Origin of the sequence: Escherichia coli DSM 30083 = JCM 1649 = ATCC 11775 (assembly GCF_003697165.2) — a bacterium.
Taxonomy (GTDB): Bacteria; Pseudomonadota; Gammaproteobacteria; order Enterobacterales; family Enterobacteriaceae; genus Escherichia; species Escherichia coli.
The window spans coordinates 1,806,787-1,825,728 of sequence record NZ_CP033092.2; the positions used below are offsets into that span (position 1 = coordinate 1,806,787).

Here is an 18,942-nt window from a genome sequence, read left to right on the forward strand (position 1 = left end):
CGGTTTAACTTTAGACGCAGTTTTGCGAACCAGGTAGTTTTGCCCGTTTTTTGTGCATCTATAGGGTGATTTTATTTTTGCCAGGCGATTTTGAGTGATCGTACTCACGAATTCTCATTTTTCTGCAAGAGTTCAAAGAAAGTTAAACGCAAGCAATGTATGTTACGCGTTTTAAAGGGAAGTGTGGTTTGCGGGTATGTACGATTTTAATCTGGTGTTGCTGCTGCTTCAGCAGATGTGCGTTTTTTTAGTCATTGCGTGGTTAATGAGTAAAACGCCATTATTCATACCGTTAATGCAGGTCACGGTTCGTCTGCCGCATAAATTTCTCTGCTACATCGTCTTTTCCATCTTCTGCATCATGGGCACCTGGTTTGGGTTGCACATTGACGATTCTATTGCCAATACCCGTGCGATAGGTGCGGTAATGGGCGGCTTACTCGGCGGTCCGGTCGTCGGTGGGCTGGTTGGTCTGACCGGCGGGTTACATCGATATTCGATGGGGGGCATGACCGCGCTAAGTTGCATGATCTCGACCATCGTTGAAGGATTGCTCGGCGGCCTGGTACACAGCATCCTGATCCGTCGCGGGCGCACTGATAAAGTCTTTAACCCCATTACCGCCGGTGCCGTCACGTTCGTCGCTGAAATGGTGCAAATGTTGATCATCCTGGCGATCGCCCGACCTTATGAAGATGCGGTGCGTCTGGTGAGTAATATTGCTGCGCCAATGATGGTCACCAATACCGTCGGCGCGGCACTGTTTATGCGTATATTGCTCGATAAACGCGCGATGTTTGAAAAATACACTTCGGCTTTTTCTGCCACTGCGCTGAAAGTGGCGGCCTCGACGGAAGGCATTTTGCGCCAGGGGTTTAACGAAGTGAACAGCATGAAAGTGGCACAGGTGCTGTATCAGGAGCTGGATATTGGTGCAGTCGCGATTACCGATCGAGAGAAATTGCTGGCCTTTACCGGAATTGGTGACGACCACCATTTACCCGGCAAACCAATTTCTTCGACTTATACTTTAAAAGCGATTGAAACCGGTGAAGTGGTCTACGCTGATGGCAACGAAGTGCCTTACCGTTGCTCTTTGCATCCGCAATGCAAACTGGGGTCGACGCTGGTCATTCCGTTGCGTGGTGAAAATCAGCGAGTGATGGGTACCATCAAATTGTATGAAGCCAAAAACCGTTTATTCAGTTCAATCAACCGCACGCTGGGCGAGGGGATTGCGCAACTGCTTTCGGCGCAGATCCTCGCCGGGCAATATGAGCGGCAAAAAGCGATGCTCACCCAGTCAGAGATCAAACTGCTTCACGCCCAGGTGAATCCCCATTTTTTGTTTAATGCGCTTAACACCATTAAAGCGGTGATCCGCCGCGACAGCGAACAGGCCAGCCAGCTGGTGCAGTATCTTTCTACTTTTTTCCGCAAAAACTTAAAGCGGCCTTCGGAGTTTGTTACTCTCGCCGACGAAATTGAACATGTGAACGCTTATCTGCAAATTGAAAAGGCGCGCTTCCAGTCGCGGTTGCAGGTCAACATTGCTATTCCGCAAGAATTATCCCAGCAGCAATTGCCCGCGTTTACCCTGCAACCGATAGTGGAAAACGCCATTAAACATGGGACATCACAACTGTTGGATACAGGGCGAGTGGCAATCAGCGCCCGACGTGAGGGGCAACATTTGATGCTGGAGATCGAAGACAATGCCGGTTTGTATCAACCGGTAACCAATGCCAGTGGGCTGGGGATGAATCTGGTGGATAAGCGTTTACGTGAACGGTTTGGCGATGACTATGGGATAAGCGTCGCCTGTGAGCCTGATAGTTACACCCGAATAACGTTACGACTACCATGGAGGGACGAGGCATGATTAAAGTCTTAATTGTCGATGATGAACCGCTTGCACGGGAGAACCTGCGCGTATTTTTGCAGGAGCAGAGCGATATTGAAATCGTTGGAGAGTGTTCAAACGCCGTAGAAGGGATCGGCGCGGTGCATAAACTGCGCCCGGATGTGCTGTTTCTCGATATCCAGATGCCGCGCATCAGTGGTCTGGAAATGGTGGGGATGCTCGACCCGGAACATCGCCCGTATATTGTTTTTCTCACCGCGTTTGACGAATACGCCATTAAAGCCTTTGAAGAACATGCCTTTGATTATCTGCTGAAGCCAATTGATGAAGCGCGACTGGAGAAAACGCTGGCGCGATTGCGTCAGGAGCGCAGCAAGCAGGATGTTTCGTTGTTACCGGAAAATCAACAGGCGCTGAAATTTATCCCTTGTACGGGGCATAGTCGGATTTATTTGCTGCAAATGAAAGATGTGGCATTTGTCAGCAGTCGGATGAGCGGTGTCTACGTTACCAGTCACGAAGGGAAAGAGGGCTTTACCGAACTGACATTACGTACCCTGGAAAGTCGTACACCACTACTGCGCTGCCATCGTCAGTATCTGGTTAACCTCGCGCATTTACAGGAGATCCGTCTGGAAGATAACGGCCAGGCCGAGTTGATTTTGCGTAATGGCTTAACCGTGCCGGTCAGCCGCCGTTATCTGAAAAGCTTAAAAGAGGCGATTGGCCTGTAAAAGACTGCTAAAATGGCTTTTTGCCTCATCAACACCTGAAGGCCTCATGCTAAGTAACGATATTCTGCGCAGCGTGCGCTACATTTTGAAAGCCAATAATAATGACCTGGTGCGTATTCTGGCGCTGGGTAATGTCGAAGCCACCGCGGAACAGATCGCCGTCTGGCTACGTAAAGAAGACGAAGAGGGTTTTCAGCGTTGTCCGGACATTGTTTTGTCGTCATTCCTCAATGGCCTGATTTATGAAAAACGCGGCAAGGATGAGTCTGCTCCGGCACTGGAGCCGGAGCGTCGCATTAATAACAACATCGTGCTGAAAAAATTACGCATCGCGTTTTCGCTTAAAACCGATGACATTCTGGCAATCCTCACCGAACAGCAGTTCCGCGTTTCGATGCCGGAAATTACGGCGATGATGCGTGCACCGGATCATAAAAACTTCCGCGAATGCGGCGATCAATTTTTACGTTATTTTCTGCGTGGACTGGCAGCGCGCCAGCATGTGAAGAAAAGCTAAGACGGGTATGGCGGCCATGCGAAACATGGCCGCCGACAGATTATTTCACTTCTTTAAAACCAGCGGCTTTCATCACCAGTTCCATTTGCGCCATAGTGATACCTTTTTTGGCATCTTCAGCAGAAACGTTGATTCCTGAAATACCCTGCAGGGCTTTAAAATCCACTTTTTCCATATCAATAGTCACGTTTTCCTGCGCGTAGGTATCGGTATAGGTTAATTTTTCTTCAACACCCGCGATGTTTTTGTATTTAGCGCTTAACGGCTCAAGTGTCCTGGCGGCATCTTCTTTGGTGGTTGCACCAATGGAGGCAAATTGAATTTTGGTTTCAGAAGATTGCTTAAGCACCTTGTCACCTTTGTAGACATAGGTAATGGCAATTTCAGTGCCGTTCAGATTGGCGCTGAATTTCTTTGATTCTTCTTTGTCACCGCAGCCAGCAAGAGAGAAAACCAGAACAGATGCAACAACAAGGGAAAACAGCTTATTGAAAGCCTTCATGTAAAACTCCATTTTATTTAATCAAGGAACTGGTGACTCTCACCAGGGGCTATATAGGATATGCCTAATACTGTGGCGTGAGCAGTCCGGAACAGGAGTAGAACTCTTAATAAAAAGCACTATTTCATCCTTGTTGCTGAAGCATGGGGAATAATTGTTCGCAAAGCAAAACACCGTTATTCATTGCTTCTACCCGTGCCTCGCTTTCTGTATTACGAAATTGTCCCAACACATGTGCCAGCCGATAAAAACCCACCGCGGTGAGGTCATTCGCCAGCAACTCTGCCTGACCAATAGCACTCTGTTCCTGATAGCGCCAGCCGTTATGGAGCAGTTGAATAAGTAACGCCTGGCAGCGCATCAGCAACTGATGAGCGGTAGACGGCACAGGCAGAACGCTGGCAGAAGGTAGCGGTGCCACAGGCGCAGTTTCTGCGTCCAGCGCCCAGGCGCGGGTTTTTGTCATCATCACCCGTGGTTCCAGTGTCAATTGCCCCTCTACAAAACTGACAAAGCCAGAAACCAGGCTCACGGGGTCGTCTGTTTGTTGCAAAAGCGCCGCCATGCGTTCAACGGCAAAAGGAGAACAGGCAGATGCCGGAAGGGATAACGTCAGCACATTATCTTCCCCTTCGCCGCTGATTACCTGCGCATCCAGTGTCTGGCGGCTGCTATCCCAACCGAGCGAAATACACTCCGCTATCGGCAGAATAAATAAGTTATCGACCTGGTTGATTGGTCGTATGCAGGCGGGGGGACGCTGGCGTAAATATTCCCGCAAAGCCACAATGCCCGGCTGGCGCAACGGCGCGCTCAACATTAGCCAGGCGTCTGGCGACAGTGGAACAACGCCACTCAAGCGGTTACGGGTCGCGAACAGCAGCTCGCCATCGGCACTGCGTTTTGCAGCTTGTGAAACAATTTGCCCACCTGCCAGTGCGCCAGCCTGAAAACTAAACAGCCGACGCGTCGCTGCCGGTGAGTTTTCCTGTTCGCTTCTCTGCCAACTACGCGAAAGATGCAAAATACTTCCTGTGTCGGGATCGGTAAACCAGATGCGTAAACCATACTGCTCAATATCCTGCCAGCAACGCATACCTAAAGACACCAGCCGCAGATGATCAAGTTTTGCTTCTCCGGCAATACCAGCGCCAACGACCGTGCGCCACGGCATGGGAGGAACTTCACCGATACTGTCGCGCCGCGCCATCTCTTGTACGCAATTTAATCGACTGTTTAATGCCGCAAGCTGACGTAAGCATTCTCCGGCATGGTAGTGGCTGGCACGGGCGTGGAAGGCATCAACACTGGCGCGCAATTGCCGTAGCGATTCACTCACCCATCGCCAGTTGCAGCGTTCCGCCGCTTGCTGCGCGCGACTGAAAGCGGCCTCGTAATGGATTGGCGGTTGACTTATCCCGCCCAGCCATAATGCCTGGCTTAATTGCTGAACATATTGACGACACGTTTTGCCTTCTTCGCTGGCAAACGGATCATCAGATGATGTGACGTGTTCACTGCGCATCTGCCAGATTAAATGAGTAAATTCCGCTTGCTGAGTTTTGGCCTCGACGAAGGCCTGCACAGCCAGTACGACATGTTCGCAAAGTGTGCCTTCAATGCAATCACAGCGTGCGAAGCGAATGCTGCTGCGGGAATAAAAACGCACATCGCTCATCGGTAATCGGGCAGAGGGAATTTCGCCAGGCGCACAGAACAACTCAATGGTGATGCCTTTAGCGACCAGCGCCTGCGCGCGTTTGCGGGTGGCATCGGGCAAGGTAGCCAGTTCTTTCAGCCAGATTGCCGGATCCCACTCTTCTTCTTTTTTTTCCGTAGGCTGGGCGGTGGCACAAAGTCGTTGATAACTTAACACCAGCATCACGCGATGACGGCACATGCCGCTGGCCCCGCAGGTGCACTGAGCCTCTTTCAGTGCCTGGCCGTTCGCCAGCTGGGTACGGACACCGTCACTGAAGGTGGCGATTAAAGCGCCGTTCTCATGACTGATTTCCGGGACGTTGCCATTTTCCAGTTCCTTAAGGCTGCGCTTAACAAAACCGGCATTGCTTAACGCCGTCAGTGCCTGTGGTGTCAGTTCTAATAATTCCGGACGTAGTGAATTCATGACTGAAGATTCTCCGCAAGCCAGGAAGCCAGCTCGCCCGGTGTCATTGCGGCTATTTGTGCGCCGACATTAACCAGCGCCTGGGCCGTATCGTGGTCATAGCAAGGCGTTGCGTTGCTGTCGAGCGCTGCCAGCCCCAGCACTTTGATGCCGCTCTGGACACACTTTTTCACCTGATGCGTCAGCAATGATGATGACCCACCTTCATAAAAATCGCTCACGAGAATAATGACACTTTTTGCAGGTTGTTCAATAAGTTGCCGACCATACTCCACGGCACTGGCGATATTGGTCCCGCCGCCCAGTTGTACTTTCATTAATAACTCTACCGGATCGGCAACGTCTGCCGTGAGATCAACCACGCTGGTGTCAAAAGCGACCAGATGGGTACGAATGCCGGGTAACTGCCATAAACAAGCCGCCATCACTGCGGAGTGGATCACCGAATCAACCATCGATCCGCTTTGATCAACCAGTAGGACCAGTTGCCATTGTTCGCTATGGCGTTTAATGCGGCTGTTAAAGCGGGGGGATTCGATATACAACTTGCCGTGTTGCGGGTGCCAGTGTTGCAGGTTGGCGCGCAGAGTACTTTTGAAATCAAAGTTTCGCGCCAGTGAAATAAATGAGCGGCGACGGCGATCGCGTACTCCAGAAAAAGCCTGACGAACTTCCTTTGCCAGTCGCGCCATAATCTCTTCAACAACCTGGTGCACTATCCGGCGGGCGGCAGCCAGTACTTCGGGATTCATCAGATGTTTGGTGTGCAAAACGGCGCGTAGCAGGCTTTCAGAAGGCTGCATACGTTCCAGCACGTCGAGATTCGTCACCACATCTTCAATGCCGTAGCGCAGCACGGCATCGCTTTCCAGCCGCTCAATCACCTGTTGCGGAAACAGCGTGTGAATGCTGTTGATCCACTCAGGGGTGGTGAGATTTGAACGACCTAATCCACCGTAACGTTCACCACGCTGGAGCCGTTCAGGATCGCGCCCATACAGCCACTCCAGCGCGTGGTCTATCTGCCGGGCGTTGTCATCCAGCCCACAAAGCGTCGTTTCTGCCGCTTCGCCAAGAATTAATCGCCAGCGTTGTAGCTCACGGGTGGTCAGAAGATCGTTCAGTTCAGACATGGAAAACTCCCCAGTGTTGCAGCGATGCCAGTGCCTGCTGTTCGAGTTGTTGATGATGTGCAATGTCTTGTGGTGGACAATGCAACGGCATTTGCAGTGCCGAAACGGGAAGTTGCACCAGTTGATAATGCTCAAGCACCTGATGCGCCAGCGTCCCGCGTTCTCGAGGTGGTAGCCAGGCCATCGCCGCGCGTAAATCGGGCAGGGCATTGATAAAATCGGCATCACTCAGTTGATTTAAATGACTGCTGAAACCGGCGATAAATACCGGCTGACAGGCCAGTTGATGACGGGCTAATGCCAGCAAACCGTGCAGCGCCTCGCCGGATTGTGCCGGGGATAACTGCGCCAGCATCGTCAGCGCCGCTTCGGCACTGGCGTTGGGATGTTCCAGACGCATCAGTGCGCCAAGAGTCGCGCCGCGATCCAGCGCCGGGGCATGAATCGCCTGACTGCGGCGCTCCAGTAAGGCTACCGCCGCAGAAAGAGAAACGCCGGGTAAATTAACGCCGCTATGTAGATCGCGCAGGATATGGCAAAGCGCCTGCCAGCTATGCAGGTGAGTGTGAAACTCCTTTTCATCCGGTCTGCCGTTGGATTCACATAGCCACAGCGTGCGATCGATGGCCGCGCATAATGTCATTTGTAATATCTGCGCGCCTTGCATACCGCTAATTTCATCCAGCCGCCATAAGGCATATAGCACTTCCAGCGCCTGGCCCATTTCGGCGAATTGATTTTCCTGGGCGATTAATAATGTGAGTTGTTCCAGTAATTGTTGACTGAAAGACGCCAGACCCGCTAACGCTGCCTGGCTAAGACATGTGGTGATACAGCCGATTCCACCCGCGTCCAGCATATCGGCTTCTAATTTATGGCGTGCGGCTTCCTGGAGTGTGGCGCCAAAGCAGGCGGCCTCAATCAATGCCGCATGCTGGCTAAGCGGGCGGGTTAATTTCCAGCATTCTTCACCGTTGCCTGCAAGTGACAGTGTACTTCCCTGCTGGCGCACAACCCCTGGGATCTCCAGTATTGCCAACCGATGTAACACCTGACTTTGCGCCAGTCCATCGGGGGTAAAGCGATTTAAGGTAAGCTCCGCCGGAAGAGAGATTCCGGTACGTTCCAGTTCGCAGGTGACATCTTTTGGCAGAGGCGGTTGTGGCGTAGAAGGGGCAAGTTTACCGAATCCGTCACCCGCTAATGTGTCTATCAACGTTACCAGAATCGGATCGGTATCGGGATGAATAACTCCGCGGTAGCTCCACGGCAACGGCGCGTTCAAGGCTTCTTTAATCAGCGAGCCAGCTATGGCATCCAGCCAGTCAGTGCGTAGAGGTAGTGTATGGCCGCGCAACTGTGCCAGTGCCATAGCATGCAGATGAGCAGCAGCCATATCAGCGGTAGAAGCGGGCAATTTGTGCTGGCGCAAACGGGTAAGAACCGTTTTCAGCAGTTGTTCACCTGCCTGCTGTAAGCCACACTGCCAGCACCAGTTTTGCCAGACCGGGGCAGGCATTCCGGAAAGGTATCCTGCCAGCACATCAAGGCGCTTTTCACTGTAGGGTGTGAGATAACAACCTGTAACGGCATCTGCCAGCGAGGACAATTCTGGCTTGTTAATTTCCTGCGGGCATTCGCGCCACATGTTTGCCAGTGCAGGAGCGTGCCAGCCGCCGCAGACGACTAACACGTCGCCATTGTTTTGCTGCATCGCCCATGTAATCCAGCGAGCCATAAAGGCTTCGCGCTGACGATTGAGAGCATCTCCGGGGGAATCGCCCCGCAGTTGGGCAAAATAGCGCGCCAGTGCAGAGGGTAATGCAGTTTGCTGGCTTTCATCTTCGAATAAGTGATCCCACAGGGTATCGCTGTTATCCATGCGGGTGTCACGCAGCAGTAAGGTCTGGCTTTCATCTTGTGTATCAGGCGAATCGTCCTCTTCTTCACTCTGCGCCCAGCAAGGCAAATCGATGAAGTAAGTTTGTGCCTGAATACGACGTGCGGCTTGTAGCGCCTGCCACTCCGGCGAAAATTCAGCAAATGGCGTCCAGGCACCACGCCCGGGGGCCGCACCGTCCTGATACTGGCAATAACTGTAAATAGCTACCGGAAGCTGGTGGGCTAAAAACAGTTCGTCTATCCGGTCATTAAAATCAGCCGGGCCTTCAATCAATACGTATCGTGGCCGCTGGCTTTCGATTAACGATTTCGCCAGCCGGGCGCAGGCCGGACTATGATGCCGACAATTAACGGCTCGCTCATACATCTTTCCTCACGGCAGGCGGTGGCGAGCTTGATAATAAGCCTGCCAGTGAGCTTCTTTATGTGTAGCAACACGTTGTTCGAAGTAACGGCGCAGGCGCGCGCGATCTTCTTCGTTATCTTTGACGATGGTTCCGGCAATACAGTCCACCAGATCGGCCGGCTCACCTGCGCGATTCGCTAAAAACCAGGCGCGGACGCCCACCGCGTGGGCCACGTTCACGGCTTCAGCGGTGGACATAATCGCTGTCAGTGTATCCATTGACGTTTTCTTTTCGCCGTTGGCACGCAGATCGCGAAAGGTGCGGACCAGTAACTCCAGTACCGCGTCAGGCACTTTATGCGGAATGCCGCTATGGGCCAGCAAACGCGCCGAAGCACTGGCGACAAGCTCCAGCTCCTGGGCGAAATCCATAATCGGAAAGACAGTTTCAAAATCGAAGCGACGCTTTAGCGCGGCACTCATTTCATTGACGCCGCGATCGCGGGTATTGGCAGTGGCAATAATATTAAAGCCTTCCCGCGCATAGAGCTGACTGGCTTCACCGGTGAGTTCCGGCACCGTCATCACCCTGTCAGAAAGCATACCTAACAGACAGTCTTGTACTTCCAGCGGTGTACGCGTTATCTCTTCAAAACGGACGATTTTGCCGTCGCGCATTCCCTGGTAAAGCGGGGCAGGGACCAGTGCTTCCGTTGACGGACCATGGTTGATAAGCAGGGCGTAGTTCCAGCCGTACTTGATTTGATCTTCAGTAGTAGATGCGCCGCCCTGGATGGTTAACCCGGCATCGCCGCTAATAGCGGTTGCCAGTAATTCAGACAGGAGAGATTTTGCGGTGCCAGGTTCCCCCACCAACATCAAACCGCGCCCGGTGGCAAGAGTGACTAACATACGTTCGACAGCGGAGGGACTAATCACCACTTTACGGCTAATATTTTGCGCTTCGTCGCCAAGGATAAAAGCACGGGCCGCAGGCAAACTTAACTGCCAACCTGGCGGGCAAGGTGCGTTATCATTTTGTTTTAATTTTGCCAGTTCAACGGCGTATAACACAGCAGCAGGCGGACGCTGCAGGTGATTATTCTGCGGTGACATATATTCATCCCTGAAATGTATTAATGAAATAAACGATATTTTACGCGCAATAAATGTTTGGCGCATTAGTTGTTTGAGCGGAAAATATCTGGAAAGCAGATCGCAAAAAATAAAAAAACCTGCTGGTGAGGCAGGTTCTTTTATTTACAACTTTGACGTTAAGTTACTGATTATGCAACATGGCGCCCCAACGAACGAATTATAACCACCTACGGACCCCGTTGCAATTAAGATAATGAGATTTATAATCCTGACTGTTGGGAAGTTGCGCCGGATCGAACCAATTTCAAGTCCTGGCTACCGGACGGGTGGTGCCGCAGGTAGTGCTCTGATCCGGAGTGCAACATGGCGACTCAACATACGTAAACCAGTATCGACAGGCAGTGTAAGGGTAAGATGCTGGTGTTGCGCTCCTTAATAAGGAGAGCGAATGGACACGCTGACACAAAAGTTAACCGTGCTCATTGCCGTACTGGAGTTATTAGTGGCTCTGTTACGGTTGATTGATTTGTTGAAGTAACGGGCAAATTGAAACGCATTTAAGGGGGAATACCGTTTCCCCCTTTAATAAAGCTTTACTTGTCATACTTCAAGTTGCATGTGCTGCGACTGCGGGTTATTCGGCCCATCCATGGACCTCACCCCTTACGGGGCCGCTACAAGTAGCGTTCAAATCCGCTCCATGCGGATTTGTCGTTCACCCCTGTCACTTACTTTAGTAAGCTCCTGGGGATTCACTCGCTTATCGCCTTCCTGCGACTTGAATTATCTAGAGTATATTATTCTATTTCTTGGTTGAATATATTCTGTAGTTCACAATTAAAAATTGCTATTACTGTTTCATGTGATTCACCTCGTAATTTCCGCTCATCAATAAACTCATCTCTTATATAAATCAACGCATCATTTATTAGTGGTCGGCATCTTCTCGATCACGTTGATGAAATGTTGGATGTAGCCGGAATCGCTCCAGTCGATAGACGGAACCTGTAAATAATTCAGAGCATTTATGGATTTCAAGTCTGAAGGAAAACGGCTCTTCAGGTACAGGGATCTCATAATCGTAAATAGCAACCAGCTCTTTTTGCACGATCATCGCTTCCCCCGCTGGTAGGTCGTGTTGATAACGGGCAGTTGCATCACTGCCCGCTGTGTTTTAATGGAAAATGACGTCAGGTGCGCTTAATGCCTCACTCAAATCAAACACATCAAGTTCGGCAAAAGTGACGGATTTATTGTCACGGTAAACCCGAAGAGAACGGAAGCTCATTAGCGCTTTGCTATCAGTACTGTAATGGTTAAAACCGGGTGAAAACTTAAGGACCAGCCGGTACGCACCTAAGTCATAGACAAATGCGTCCTCATAGCCTGACTCCCAGCCTTTGTATCGCATTCCCATAAGCTGCCCAACGGTAGCAGATTTACCTTCCCAGCGATTCAAACTATTACTGGCTGACTCGTCAGGCGTGAGCAGCACTGTGCGCCGCGTCAACTGGCGAAAAGGCGGCATAATTTCGTAATCGGCAAAAAGCTGTGCAAATTCACTGCGCATTTCTGCTGTCATTTCTAACGGGTGGGCAATGCCAATCAGAGCATCGGCAGGCAGGTCAATTGGCTCATCTTGCTCATTGCAGAACTCCCCCTCAGCGGCCACACGAAAGGCGTTAAGTAAACGACGCGGTTCATTTGCCGGATAAACCCCCCATATTAATCGCTGAGTAACCAGACGGGTAAAGGGATGATTAACAAACAGAGAATGAAAATCTGCCAGCGACCAGCGTCGGGTGGTGCGCAGGGCAGTTTCAAGACGCGGGAGCAGGTTTTTGCTCACCTGAGTCGCATCTTTTTTTAGCCCTTTGAGTCGGGCCAGTGCCTCGGGGGTTTTCAGTTGATCGTCATCGGCGCGCAACCGGGGAACGCTTTTCTGGCGAACGTTTTGCTGATCAAAGATAACCGGGTTGAGGTTTTCATCGAAGCGAACGGTAAATTGCCGTGGACCAAAATCAAAAATCAACGCCTGCGGATCATCAAGACCCAGTGTTGGGACTAATCTGTCCGCTAACTCTTCCTGGCTTAGCCCGCGATTTTCTGCGACCACCTGAAGAAATTCCGCCGCGTTATCACGTAAGGGGCGGGATTTCGCCCGTTGCGATATATGATGCAGCTGTATCAGTGCCATATCATTATTCATCTTAGTAAGTATATTCAGACCACTGACAGCACGGGCAGATTTGCCCTCTTGTGGCCAGGCGAGGATCTGTGTCGTCAGATCCCGTGCCGTGCTTTCGTCGCCAAAGAGACTTAACGCCAGAAATGCCCAGTTGTCTTTTGCGGGAGCACCAGCTTGTTGCCACGCGGTGAAAAGATCCCAGGCAAAAGCTGCCAGCGTTTGCGGCTGGCAAAACGTTTTCAGCTGTTCCAGTCCGCCATAAAAACGTCCGCCCTGGGTAAAGCGCAGCATTTCGCCGATAATTTCCAGAGCGTCATCGGTAACAGGCTGATTATTCTTGATAAGGCGCGGCCTGGACCACATTGCCGGATGCCAGAAATCAGGAGCTTTTGGAATACGTGCCGGGTAAATTTCTATTGGACCCAGTTTAAGTAATTGCTCCAGGGCAGGCCATACATCTGTACGCTGCCAGCGGTTTGCCACGGTTTGCAGTAATTCGCCATGCCCTTGTTCATACAGTAAACGCAGGGCAAGTAATGCAGCTTCGCTATTATCGCAGGGTTTTGTAAAGACAAGAGGGATAAGTGCAGTAGCCGTATGTTCCGGCCATTGTAAAATCCACTGGCGAGCCAGATCACGCTGCGCCGCGAAACGTCGCCAGACGCGGGCAACGGGCAGGGCCAGTTCTGTTGCGCCGAAATTTAAAATTAACGGAAATGTTTCTTTTGGATGATGTGAAAAAGCCAATAACAGGCCAGGTAATGTATCCAACCCGAGGATACTGAGAAAATAGTCCTCACCCGCGAACAGATGCTTTTTCTCATTGATACGCAGCCAGAAAGTCAAAGCCATCTCACGCGGCAACTGTGCCAATAAATACAGGTTCCAGACACTCTTTTCCGGACGATAACGTGAGTAGCTATCATTTTCCCAGGTGTTAATTAACGCTTCAACGTCGCCGGAACGAAGCGCCTGTTCGGCTGATTTTGCTTCCGTGGAGTGCCAGCCATTGTTGATTTCCTCTACTCTGCGCGGGGAGTAATGCCACTGACCCACTAATGATTTGCGCGCCGCATCCAGTTTGCCGGGCAGTATATAATTCCGGAACAGCCATACATCATCCCCAAAACCTAGCTCCTGTAGTACAACTCGACCACTTTTTCGTTCCATGCGTTCCGTAAAAGATCCCGTGCTGAAATAACGGGCAGACTCTGTGGCGGCAAGTCTCTCTCGTTCGCCTGGTTGCCAGCGGGCTTTGGGCGCTAATTCAAGAGGCACTAAATCAAGGCGCAGCAATGCCGTTTTTTTCTTACCTCGCCACGGTGGAGAAACAAGTATTTCTGGCAGGTCGTTGCTATGAGTACTCTCGAAAGCAAGTTTTGGCGATGCCGATAAATAACCATTCACCACTGCCTGGGCTTGTGTACTTAAGCACGGCATCACCTCTTCTGCCAGTTGTGGCTGCGATGCCATCAGCGTTTGTAACAGCGTATGCCAGTATTCATCACGTGCTTTTTGCTGTGCAGGCAGCTTTTTGTCTTCGATGATGGGATAACCAGGGCGCGCAGGGGGGGCTTTTAACGCCAGCAGTTCTGCCAGTGCGGCGAGCGTCGCATGGGGGAAGTTTTTACTGTATTTAGCCACACGTTGCAGGCTGGGTTTGTTTTTATCAGCCACCAGTAGCAAGGTGCGGATGACTTGCGGATGGTTAATTTGTACCAGCAGACTGCCGCAATCTTCTTTATGTGCATACATCGCGAGGCGCGGAACGGCTGCCAGTCCTTGTTCGCGCAAAAGGGCAGCGCAGGCCGCGTAGCCGAAGTGGTTTTCATGCGACATGTAGCTGGCTTCTCGATCGCTAAATATATCCTGGCTCCAGTAACGTGCGAGTTCTTTCACCGCCTTAGGGTCATCAGCAACAACTTTTAACCACTCTTTTGAGCGAAAATGAGTTTGCGAACATTCAAGGCTTACCAGCTCGTTGGCGATTTCGGGTTTTTCCGGGAGGTTCAGAGCAATAAAAGGGCGGCGAACTTTGGTTATTCCTGGCAGTGCGGCAATGAGTTTGTCGGCGCAACGCTGCCAGCAGGTTTCCTCTGCCAGAGAGAGATGCTTACGTAATCGGAGATCGAATTCGTTATAGGTTTCTGAGCGATAACCATAGCCATAGTCCTCGTTCTGATACTGCAATGTTACTACCAGAGGATCACTCTCATAACACCGTACAATAAACTGGCGTGCAATCACCACCTCAGTTGCATATTCCAGCCCCTCTTGTTGGACGATTTCGTCGAGCAACTGTTGGCTATCATTTTGCGCGATACAGGCTAGCGCCGCCATTGTCCGGGCCGTGATTGAGGGTTTGTGTTCGCCGATCAAGTTGATGGCCTGCGTGATGGCGGACTGCCACTCCAGTGAAAAGTTTTCATAACGCCAGACAATGTTTTTTTTCTTCTCTGCTTTTTGTAGCAATTCATCACTCAGTGTCTGAATGATGCTTTCAGTGATAACAGGCACCGGTTCGCCTGGCCAATTGCGATGGCTGAGTGGTGTTTTGCCTTTTTTATATTTAAGTTCCAGTTGGGCGTTATCCGCCAGCCACGGTAATTCCTTGTCCATGCTCTTTCCTTATTCAAACAGGGCTTCAATATCGTTAATTAGCTCGCTGGCGGTGATGGCATCGAGTACGGAGAACTGCGCTTCCTGTGTTGAATTACTCCCCCAGCCATAGCTTTCCGCTTTGCCTTCCCATAGCCACAGCTTGCTTAAGAGTTGCTCGGCACTCAGTTCGGCTGGCGACATGCCTACCGCAAAACCTTCATCGATTTCCATGATTAACGACCAGCGGCCCAGGGGGTTGATCATCCAGCCGATCCAGCCAGCATCCTGCGGGGTGCCCTTTATCCAGCCTTTATTCGCCAGCCCCATTACCCGACCACTCGGGCATTTTCTGCCTGTCCAGCGTGTCAGTTCGCTGGCGTTGCGCTCGGCTTCTGTCAGCGCGTAACTGTTACGATCAAGCTGGCGGAACGGTGGTAACAGTTCGTAGTCGGCAAAAAGCTGCCCGAAGGCGGCAGCATCCGTCGGTGATATTTCCAGAACGTGAGGAATACCAATAGAGATATCGCCTTCCGGCAGGGTGAAAAGATCATCGTCAGCGGTGCTGTAGCTGTTATCTTCCGCTACGCGAAAGCAAGCCAGTAGCTGGTTTTCGGCGCTATAAACGCCCCAAATCAGACGGTGGGTTAAGTGGCGGACCAGCGGATGCTCAACCAGGAAGAGCTGAAAGTTTTCCGGTGACCAGCGGCGACGCAGGCACATGGCGGATTCCAGCCTTGCTACCTGCTGGGCGGCGACGGTACGCGCATCTTTTTTCAGCAATTTGTAGCGGTTAACAGCATCGTTCGCCTGTGATTCATCATCGCTTTTGTTTGGTTTGGGCAGGTCTTTCAGACGACTGCCGGAAGCGTCACGCACAAACGGTTTTAAGGTTTCATCAAAGCTGACGGTGAACTGGCGTGGGCCGAAATCCAGCAACAACGAACCATTATCATCCAGACCGAGATCCGGTGCTAACCGATCTTCAAGCTCCGCCACCGTGAGTTCGCGGCTCTCGGCAATGTCGGCAATTTTTTCTTTTGCCCGCTCCTGTAATGCTTTGAATTTCAGTTTCTGGGCGATGCCGTTAAGCTGCATCAGGGCGATATCACTACCGATAGCAGCGAGAATATCCAACCCGACGGTGGCGCGTTTATGCTGGGATTCACCAGGCCAGGCGCGAATCAAAGGCGTCAGTTTGCGGGCGGTGTCATCGTTACCGAGAACGCCTAACGCAGTGAACGCCCAACTCTCTTTCGACGGCGCGCCAGCGGTCTGCCAGGCGGTAAACAGATCCCAGGCAAATTCAGCCAGTGAGTCGGTGGTACAGGCATCTTTCACCTGCAATAATCCCGGATACAGTGCCTCTTCCTGAGGGAAGCGGAGCATTTCACCGAGGTGGAGGAGTGCGCTATCAGGCAGTGATTGGGCGTTTGCTTTTAATAACGGGCGCGTCCAGAGCGATGGCTGATAAAAGGTCGGAAGAGTGGGGATTTTTGTCGGGTGATTATCTAAGGGATCGAGCGCAAGTAGAGCGTTCACCGCATCGGTTACTTCCGGCTGGTTATAACGCCGGGCGATTTCTTGCAGCAATGGCTGATGACCGTTTTCGGTAAGCATACGCAAGGCAGCACGGGCGTTGTCCTGTGCTTCACTGGCTTTGCCGAGCGCTGCAGGCAGCAGGCCGGTAATGGCGTGTTCCGGGTATTTCAGCAGCCAGCTACTGGCGTCTTGTCGTAATGTTTTGAGTTTGTTGAAGGCGCGGGCGACGGCAGGAGCCAGTTCCGTTGCGGCAAAATAATTAGCAACCGCAAAACCTTCTTGAGGGTAGCGTGAAAACGAGTGTAGAAAACCACTCATACCTGCCAGTCGCAAATAAAGCATGACTGGTTTTATCGCGGTATGCGGCTCTTTGCTGAGAAATTCCCATAGCTTAATCGCTTTTTGCATAGGTAAAAAGGGAAGTGAGTTGAGATGCCACTCCCCCTGATACGGTGCATGGTGGGCTTTAAACATTTGGATGAGTGTAGCGAAGTCCTCACGTTCCCATGCGTCAATTGCCGAGTCAGAAGCGCCGATATATTTATATGTGTCAAAATCCCAGCGGCGATACCCCAGCGAGTAAAGGAAATTTTTAGCACCTTCACCTGGCTTATGCGGTTCCCAGTCCCAATGAGTTTGAAACTCTTTAGCTTCTGTGTCGGTTATTGTGCATATGGATTCGAGGTTGAGCGGTGCTAAATCCAGCACCGGAATCGGCGATTTTTTCTTTTTCGAAAGCCATGGTGGGGAGACTACTATGGCCGGCAGTAGATCGGCGCTGGCATGGTTTGAGGGCTGTGTCAGTTGTTGCTGGCATGATTTCAGCACTGCAACTGCGGGTGTCGAAAGCCAGGGAATGACCTGTTCTGCTAGTGTCGGTTGCGAGATAAGCATCGTCATTAGCATAATGCGCCAACTATTCTCTTCTTTTTGCACTAGAAGTTCCGCCAGTGCTGCCAGTGCTGCGTGTGGGAACGCAGCGCAGGCTTTCGTCATTCGATCGTGACAGCGTTTAGTATGCCCTGCTACACGTATAAGCAGTGTTAATGCGAACGGATGATTGATATGACGCAACACATCGGCGCAGTAGTCACTTGCGACATAGGGAGCAAATCGGGGCAGGGCCGCAACACCTTGCTCCTGTAATACGGTGGCTGACCATATCGCACCACAATAGTAATCATCAAAAATGGCATATGGCTCGTGATATTTTTCTAATGAGGCAAGAATGTGCTCATCAGTCGCCACTATTTTTAGCCACTCCAGCGAGGGTAATTTCTTTTGCCCCAGTAGACGCTGGGCAATTTCATGTGCAATTTCTGGTTTTTCGGGCAATAACAAAGCAATTAATGGTTGCCGCCATTCTGGAATATGTGGAACTGCGGCAATAAGTTTTTGTGCACATTTTTGCCAGAGAGACTCTTCCGCCAGTGATAAATGTTTACGTAGGCGTAATTCAAAGCTGGAATATTGCTGCAAATAATCAGGTGAAATGCCAGACGACAGGAAAACAATATTATTGTTGACATAATCCCATTCAATAGATATTTGTTGAAGATGTATTATTACATCAGTAGCATATTCCAGACCGCCTTCCTGAATAATCTGATCCATAACATCCTCACGCTCTTTATATCTTGTGCATTTCATTTCAAGTGCCGTGAGTACAGCCATTACGGGTGATGGTAGCTGTGTTGTTTTCAGGTCGTCGATCTGACTGATCGCCTGGGCGACGGTGTTTTGCCATTCTAAAGAACAGGCGCTGAAGTCAAATGTGGCTGTTGTATTATCCCGTTGCGACACACTACAGGCTAAGCGACGTAATTGGGTCAATTTGTCTGCTTGCTGAACAGGAACTCCGGGAAAGCGGCGATGACTTAACGTGGTGTGTACAACTTCGGGCGGAAAAACGACAGCAATATCTTTCGCCAGCCACGGTAAAACAGCATCTGTATTTTTGTCAGCCGCACGGGTTTCTGCTACGAAAGAGGGTTGTTCCTGAATAATGGTGGATAAGTCCGCTACCTTGAGAGAGTCCGTTACCGTTTGGGAAGGTTGCAAAGAATTATCCTTCGCTTGCTCCACATATCCCTTCTTCACCTTCTCCGCAATCAGCTTCAGCTCCGCTTTTTCCGCTGCCACAGCATCAGCAAAACTTTTTACCTGGCTTTGCTCTTGGGTACCAACTTTTCCCCAACTGATATGCAACTCGTTTCCCTGTTGCTCCACCGCCCAGAATTTATGTGATTTTTCGTCCTGATAGATAAAGTGTCTCATTCTGCATCCCTGTAATTTTATCCAGTTGAATGCAGATGCTACCAGTATTTATGCGGGTTAGAGAGAGACAAAATCGCAAGAGAACAACTTTAGGAATTTATAAAGAAAAGGCG

General features: G+C 51.0%; 9 protein-coding genes and 2 pseudogenes. 3 read left to right on the plus strand and 8 right to left on the minus strand.

The annotated features are described in order from the left end of the window. The first annotated feature begins 196 nt into the window (after positions 1–196). Genes btsS through yehS form a run of 3 tightly spaced genes read left to right on the plus strand, consistent with a single transcriptional unit; the run spans position 197 to position 3,115 of the window. Positions 197–1,882 carry a two-component regulatory system sensor histidine kinase BtsS gene (gene btsS, locus EAS44_RS09670; protein WP_001295431.1) on the plus strand — a complete coding sequence of 562 codons (1,686 nt, stop codon included), beginning with the start codon at positions 197–199 and terminating at the stop codon, positions 1,880–1,882. Next, on the plus strand, positions 1,879–2,598 hold the full coding sequence (btsR, locus tag EAS44_RS09675) for a two-component system response regulator BtsR (RefSeq protein WP_000598641.1): 720 nt from the start codon (positions 1,879–1,881) through the stop codon (positions 2,596–2,598). The genes btsS and btsR overlap by 4 nt, the downstream gene beginning before the upstream one ends. Before the next feature lie 46 nt (positions 2,599–2,644). Next, complete coding sequence (gene yehS, locus EAS44_RS09680) at positions 2,645–3,115, plus strand: DUF1456 family protein (protein WP_001295430.1); 471 nt, start codon at positions 2,645–2,647, stop codon at positions 3,113–3,115. A 40-nt stretch (positions 3,116–3,155) separates the two neighbouring features. Here the strand turns inward: yehS and yehR are convergent, their stop codons facing one another. From yehR to EAS44_RS09720, 8 genes and pseudogenes are all read right to left on the minus strand, one after another. Beyond that, positions 3,156–3,617, minus strand: coding sequence for a YehR family lipoprotein (gene yehR, locus EAS44_RS09685; RefSeq protein ID WP_001296231.1), 462 nt, complete (start codon positions 3,615–3,617; stop codon positions 3,156–3,158). Between the two features lie 124 nt (positions 3,618–3,741). Continuing rightward, positions 3,742–5,745, minus strand: a complete 2,004-nt coding sequence (gene yehQ / locus EAS44_RS09690) for an SWIM zinc finger family protein (protein WP_001332210.1) — start codon at positions 5,743–5,745, stop codon at positions 3,742–3,744. Continuing rightward, positions 5,742–6,878 (minus strand): vWA domain-containing protein, encoded by a 1,137-nt coding sequence (gene yehP / locus EAS44_RS09695; RefSeq protein ID WP_001292784.1) that lies wholly within the window; start codon positions 6,876–6,878, stop codon positions 5,742–5,744. Before yehP ends, yehQ begins: the two co-directional genes overlap by 4 nt. After that, a pseudogene (yehM, locus tag EAS44_RS09700) lies at positions 6,871–9,143 on the minus strand (DUF5682 family protein). The gene yehP and the pseudogene yehM overlap by 8 nt, the downstream one beginning before the upstream one ends. Positions 9,144–9,153: 10 nt before the next feature. Continuing rightward, positions 9,154–10,242, minus strand: a complete 1,089-nt coding sequence (yehL, locus tag EAS44_RS09705; RefSeq protein ID WP_001313986.1) for an ATP-binding protein — start codon at positions 10,240–10,242, stop codon at positions 9,154–9,156. 779 nt (positions 10,243–11,021) lie between these two features. Beyond that, a pseudogene (gene yehK, locus EAS44_RS09710) lies at positions 11,022–11,338 on the minus strand (protein YehK). A gap of 60 nt (positions 11,339–11,398) precedes the next feature. Then, complete coding sequence (yehI, locus tag EAS44_RS09715) at positions 11,399–15,031, minus strand: DUF4132 domain-containing protein YehI (RefSeq protein ID WP_000356805.1); 3,633 nt, start codon at positions 15,029–15,031, stop codon at positions 11,399–11,401. Between the two features lie 9 nt (positions 15,032–15,040). Beyond that, on the minus strand, positions 15,041–18,829 hold the full coding sequence (locus EAS44_RS09720; RefSeq protein WP_001215653.1) for a DUF4132 domain-containing protein: 3,789 nt from the start codon (positions 18,827–18,829) through the stop codon (positions 15,041–15,043). Positions 18,830–18,942: the final 113 nt, after the last annotated feature.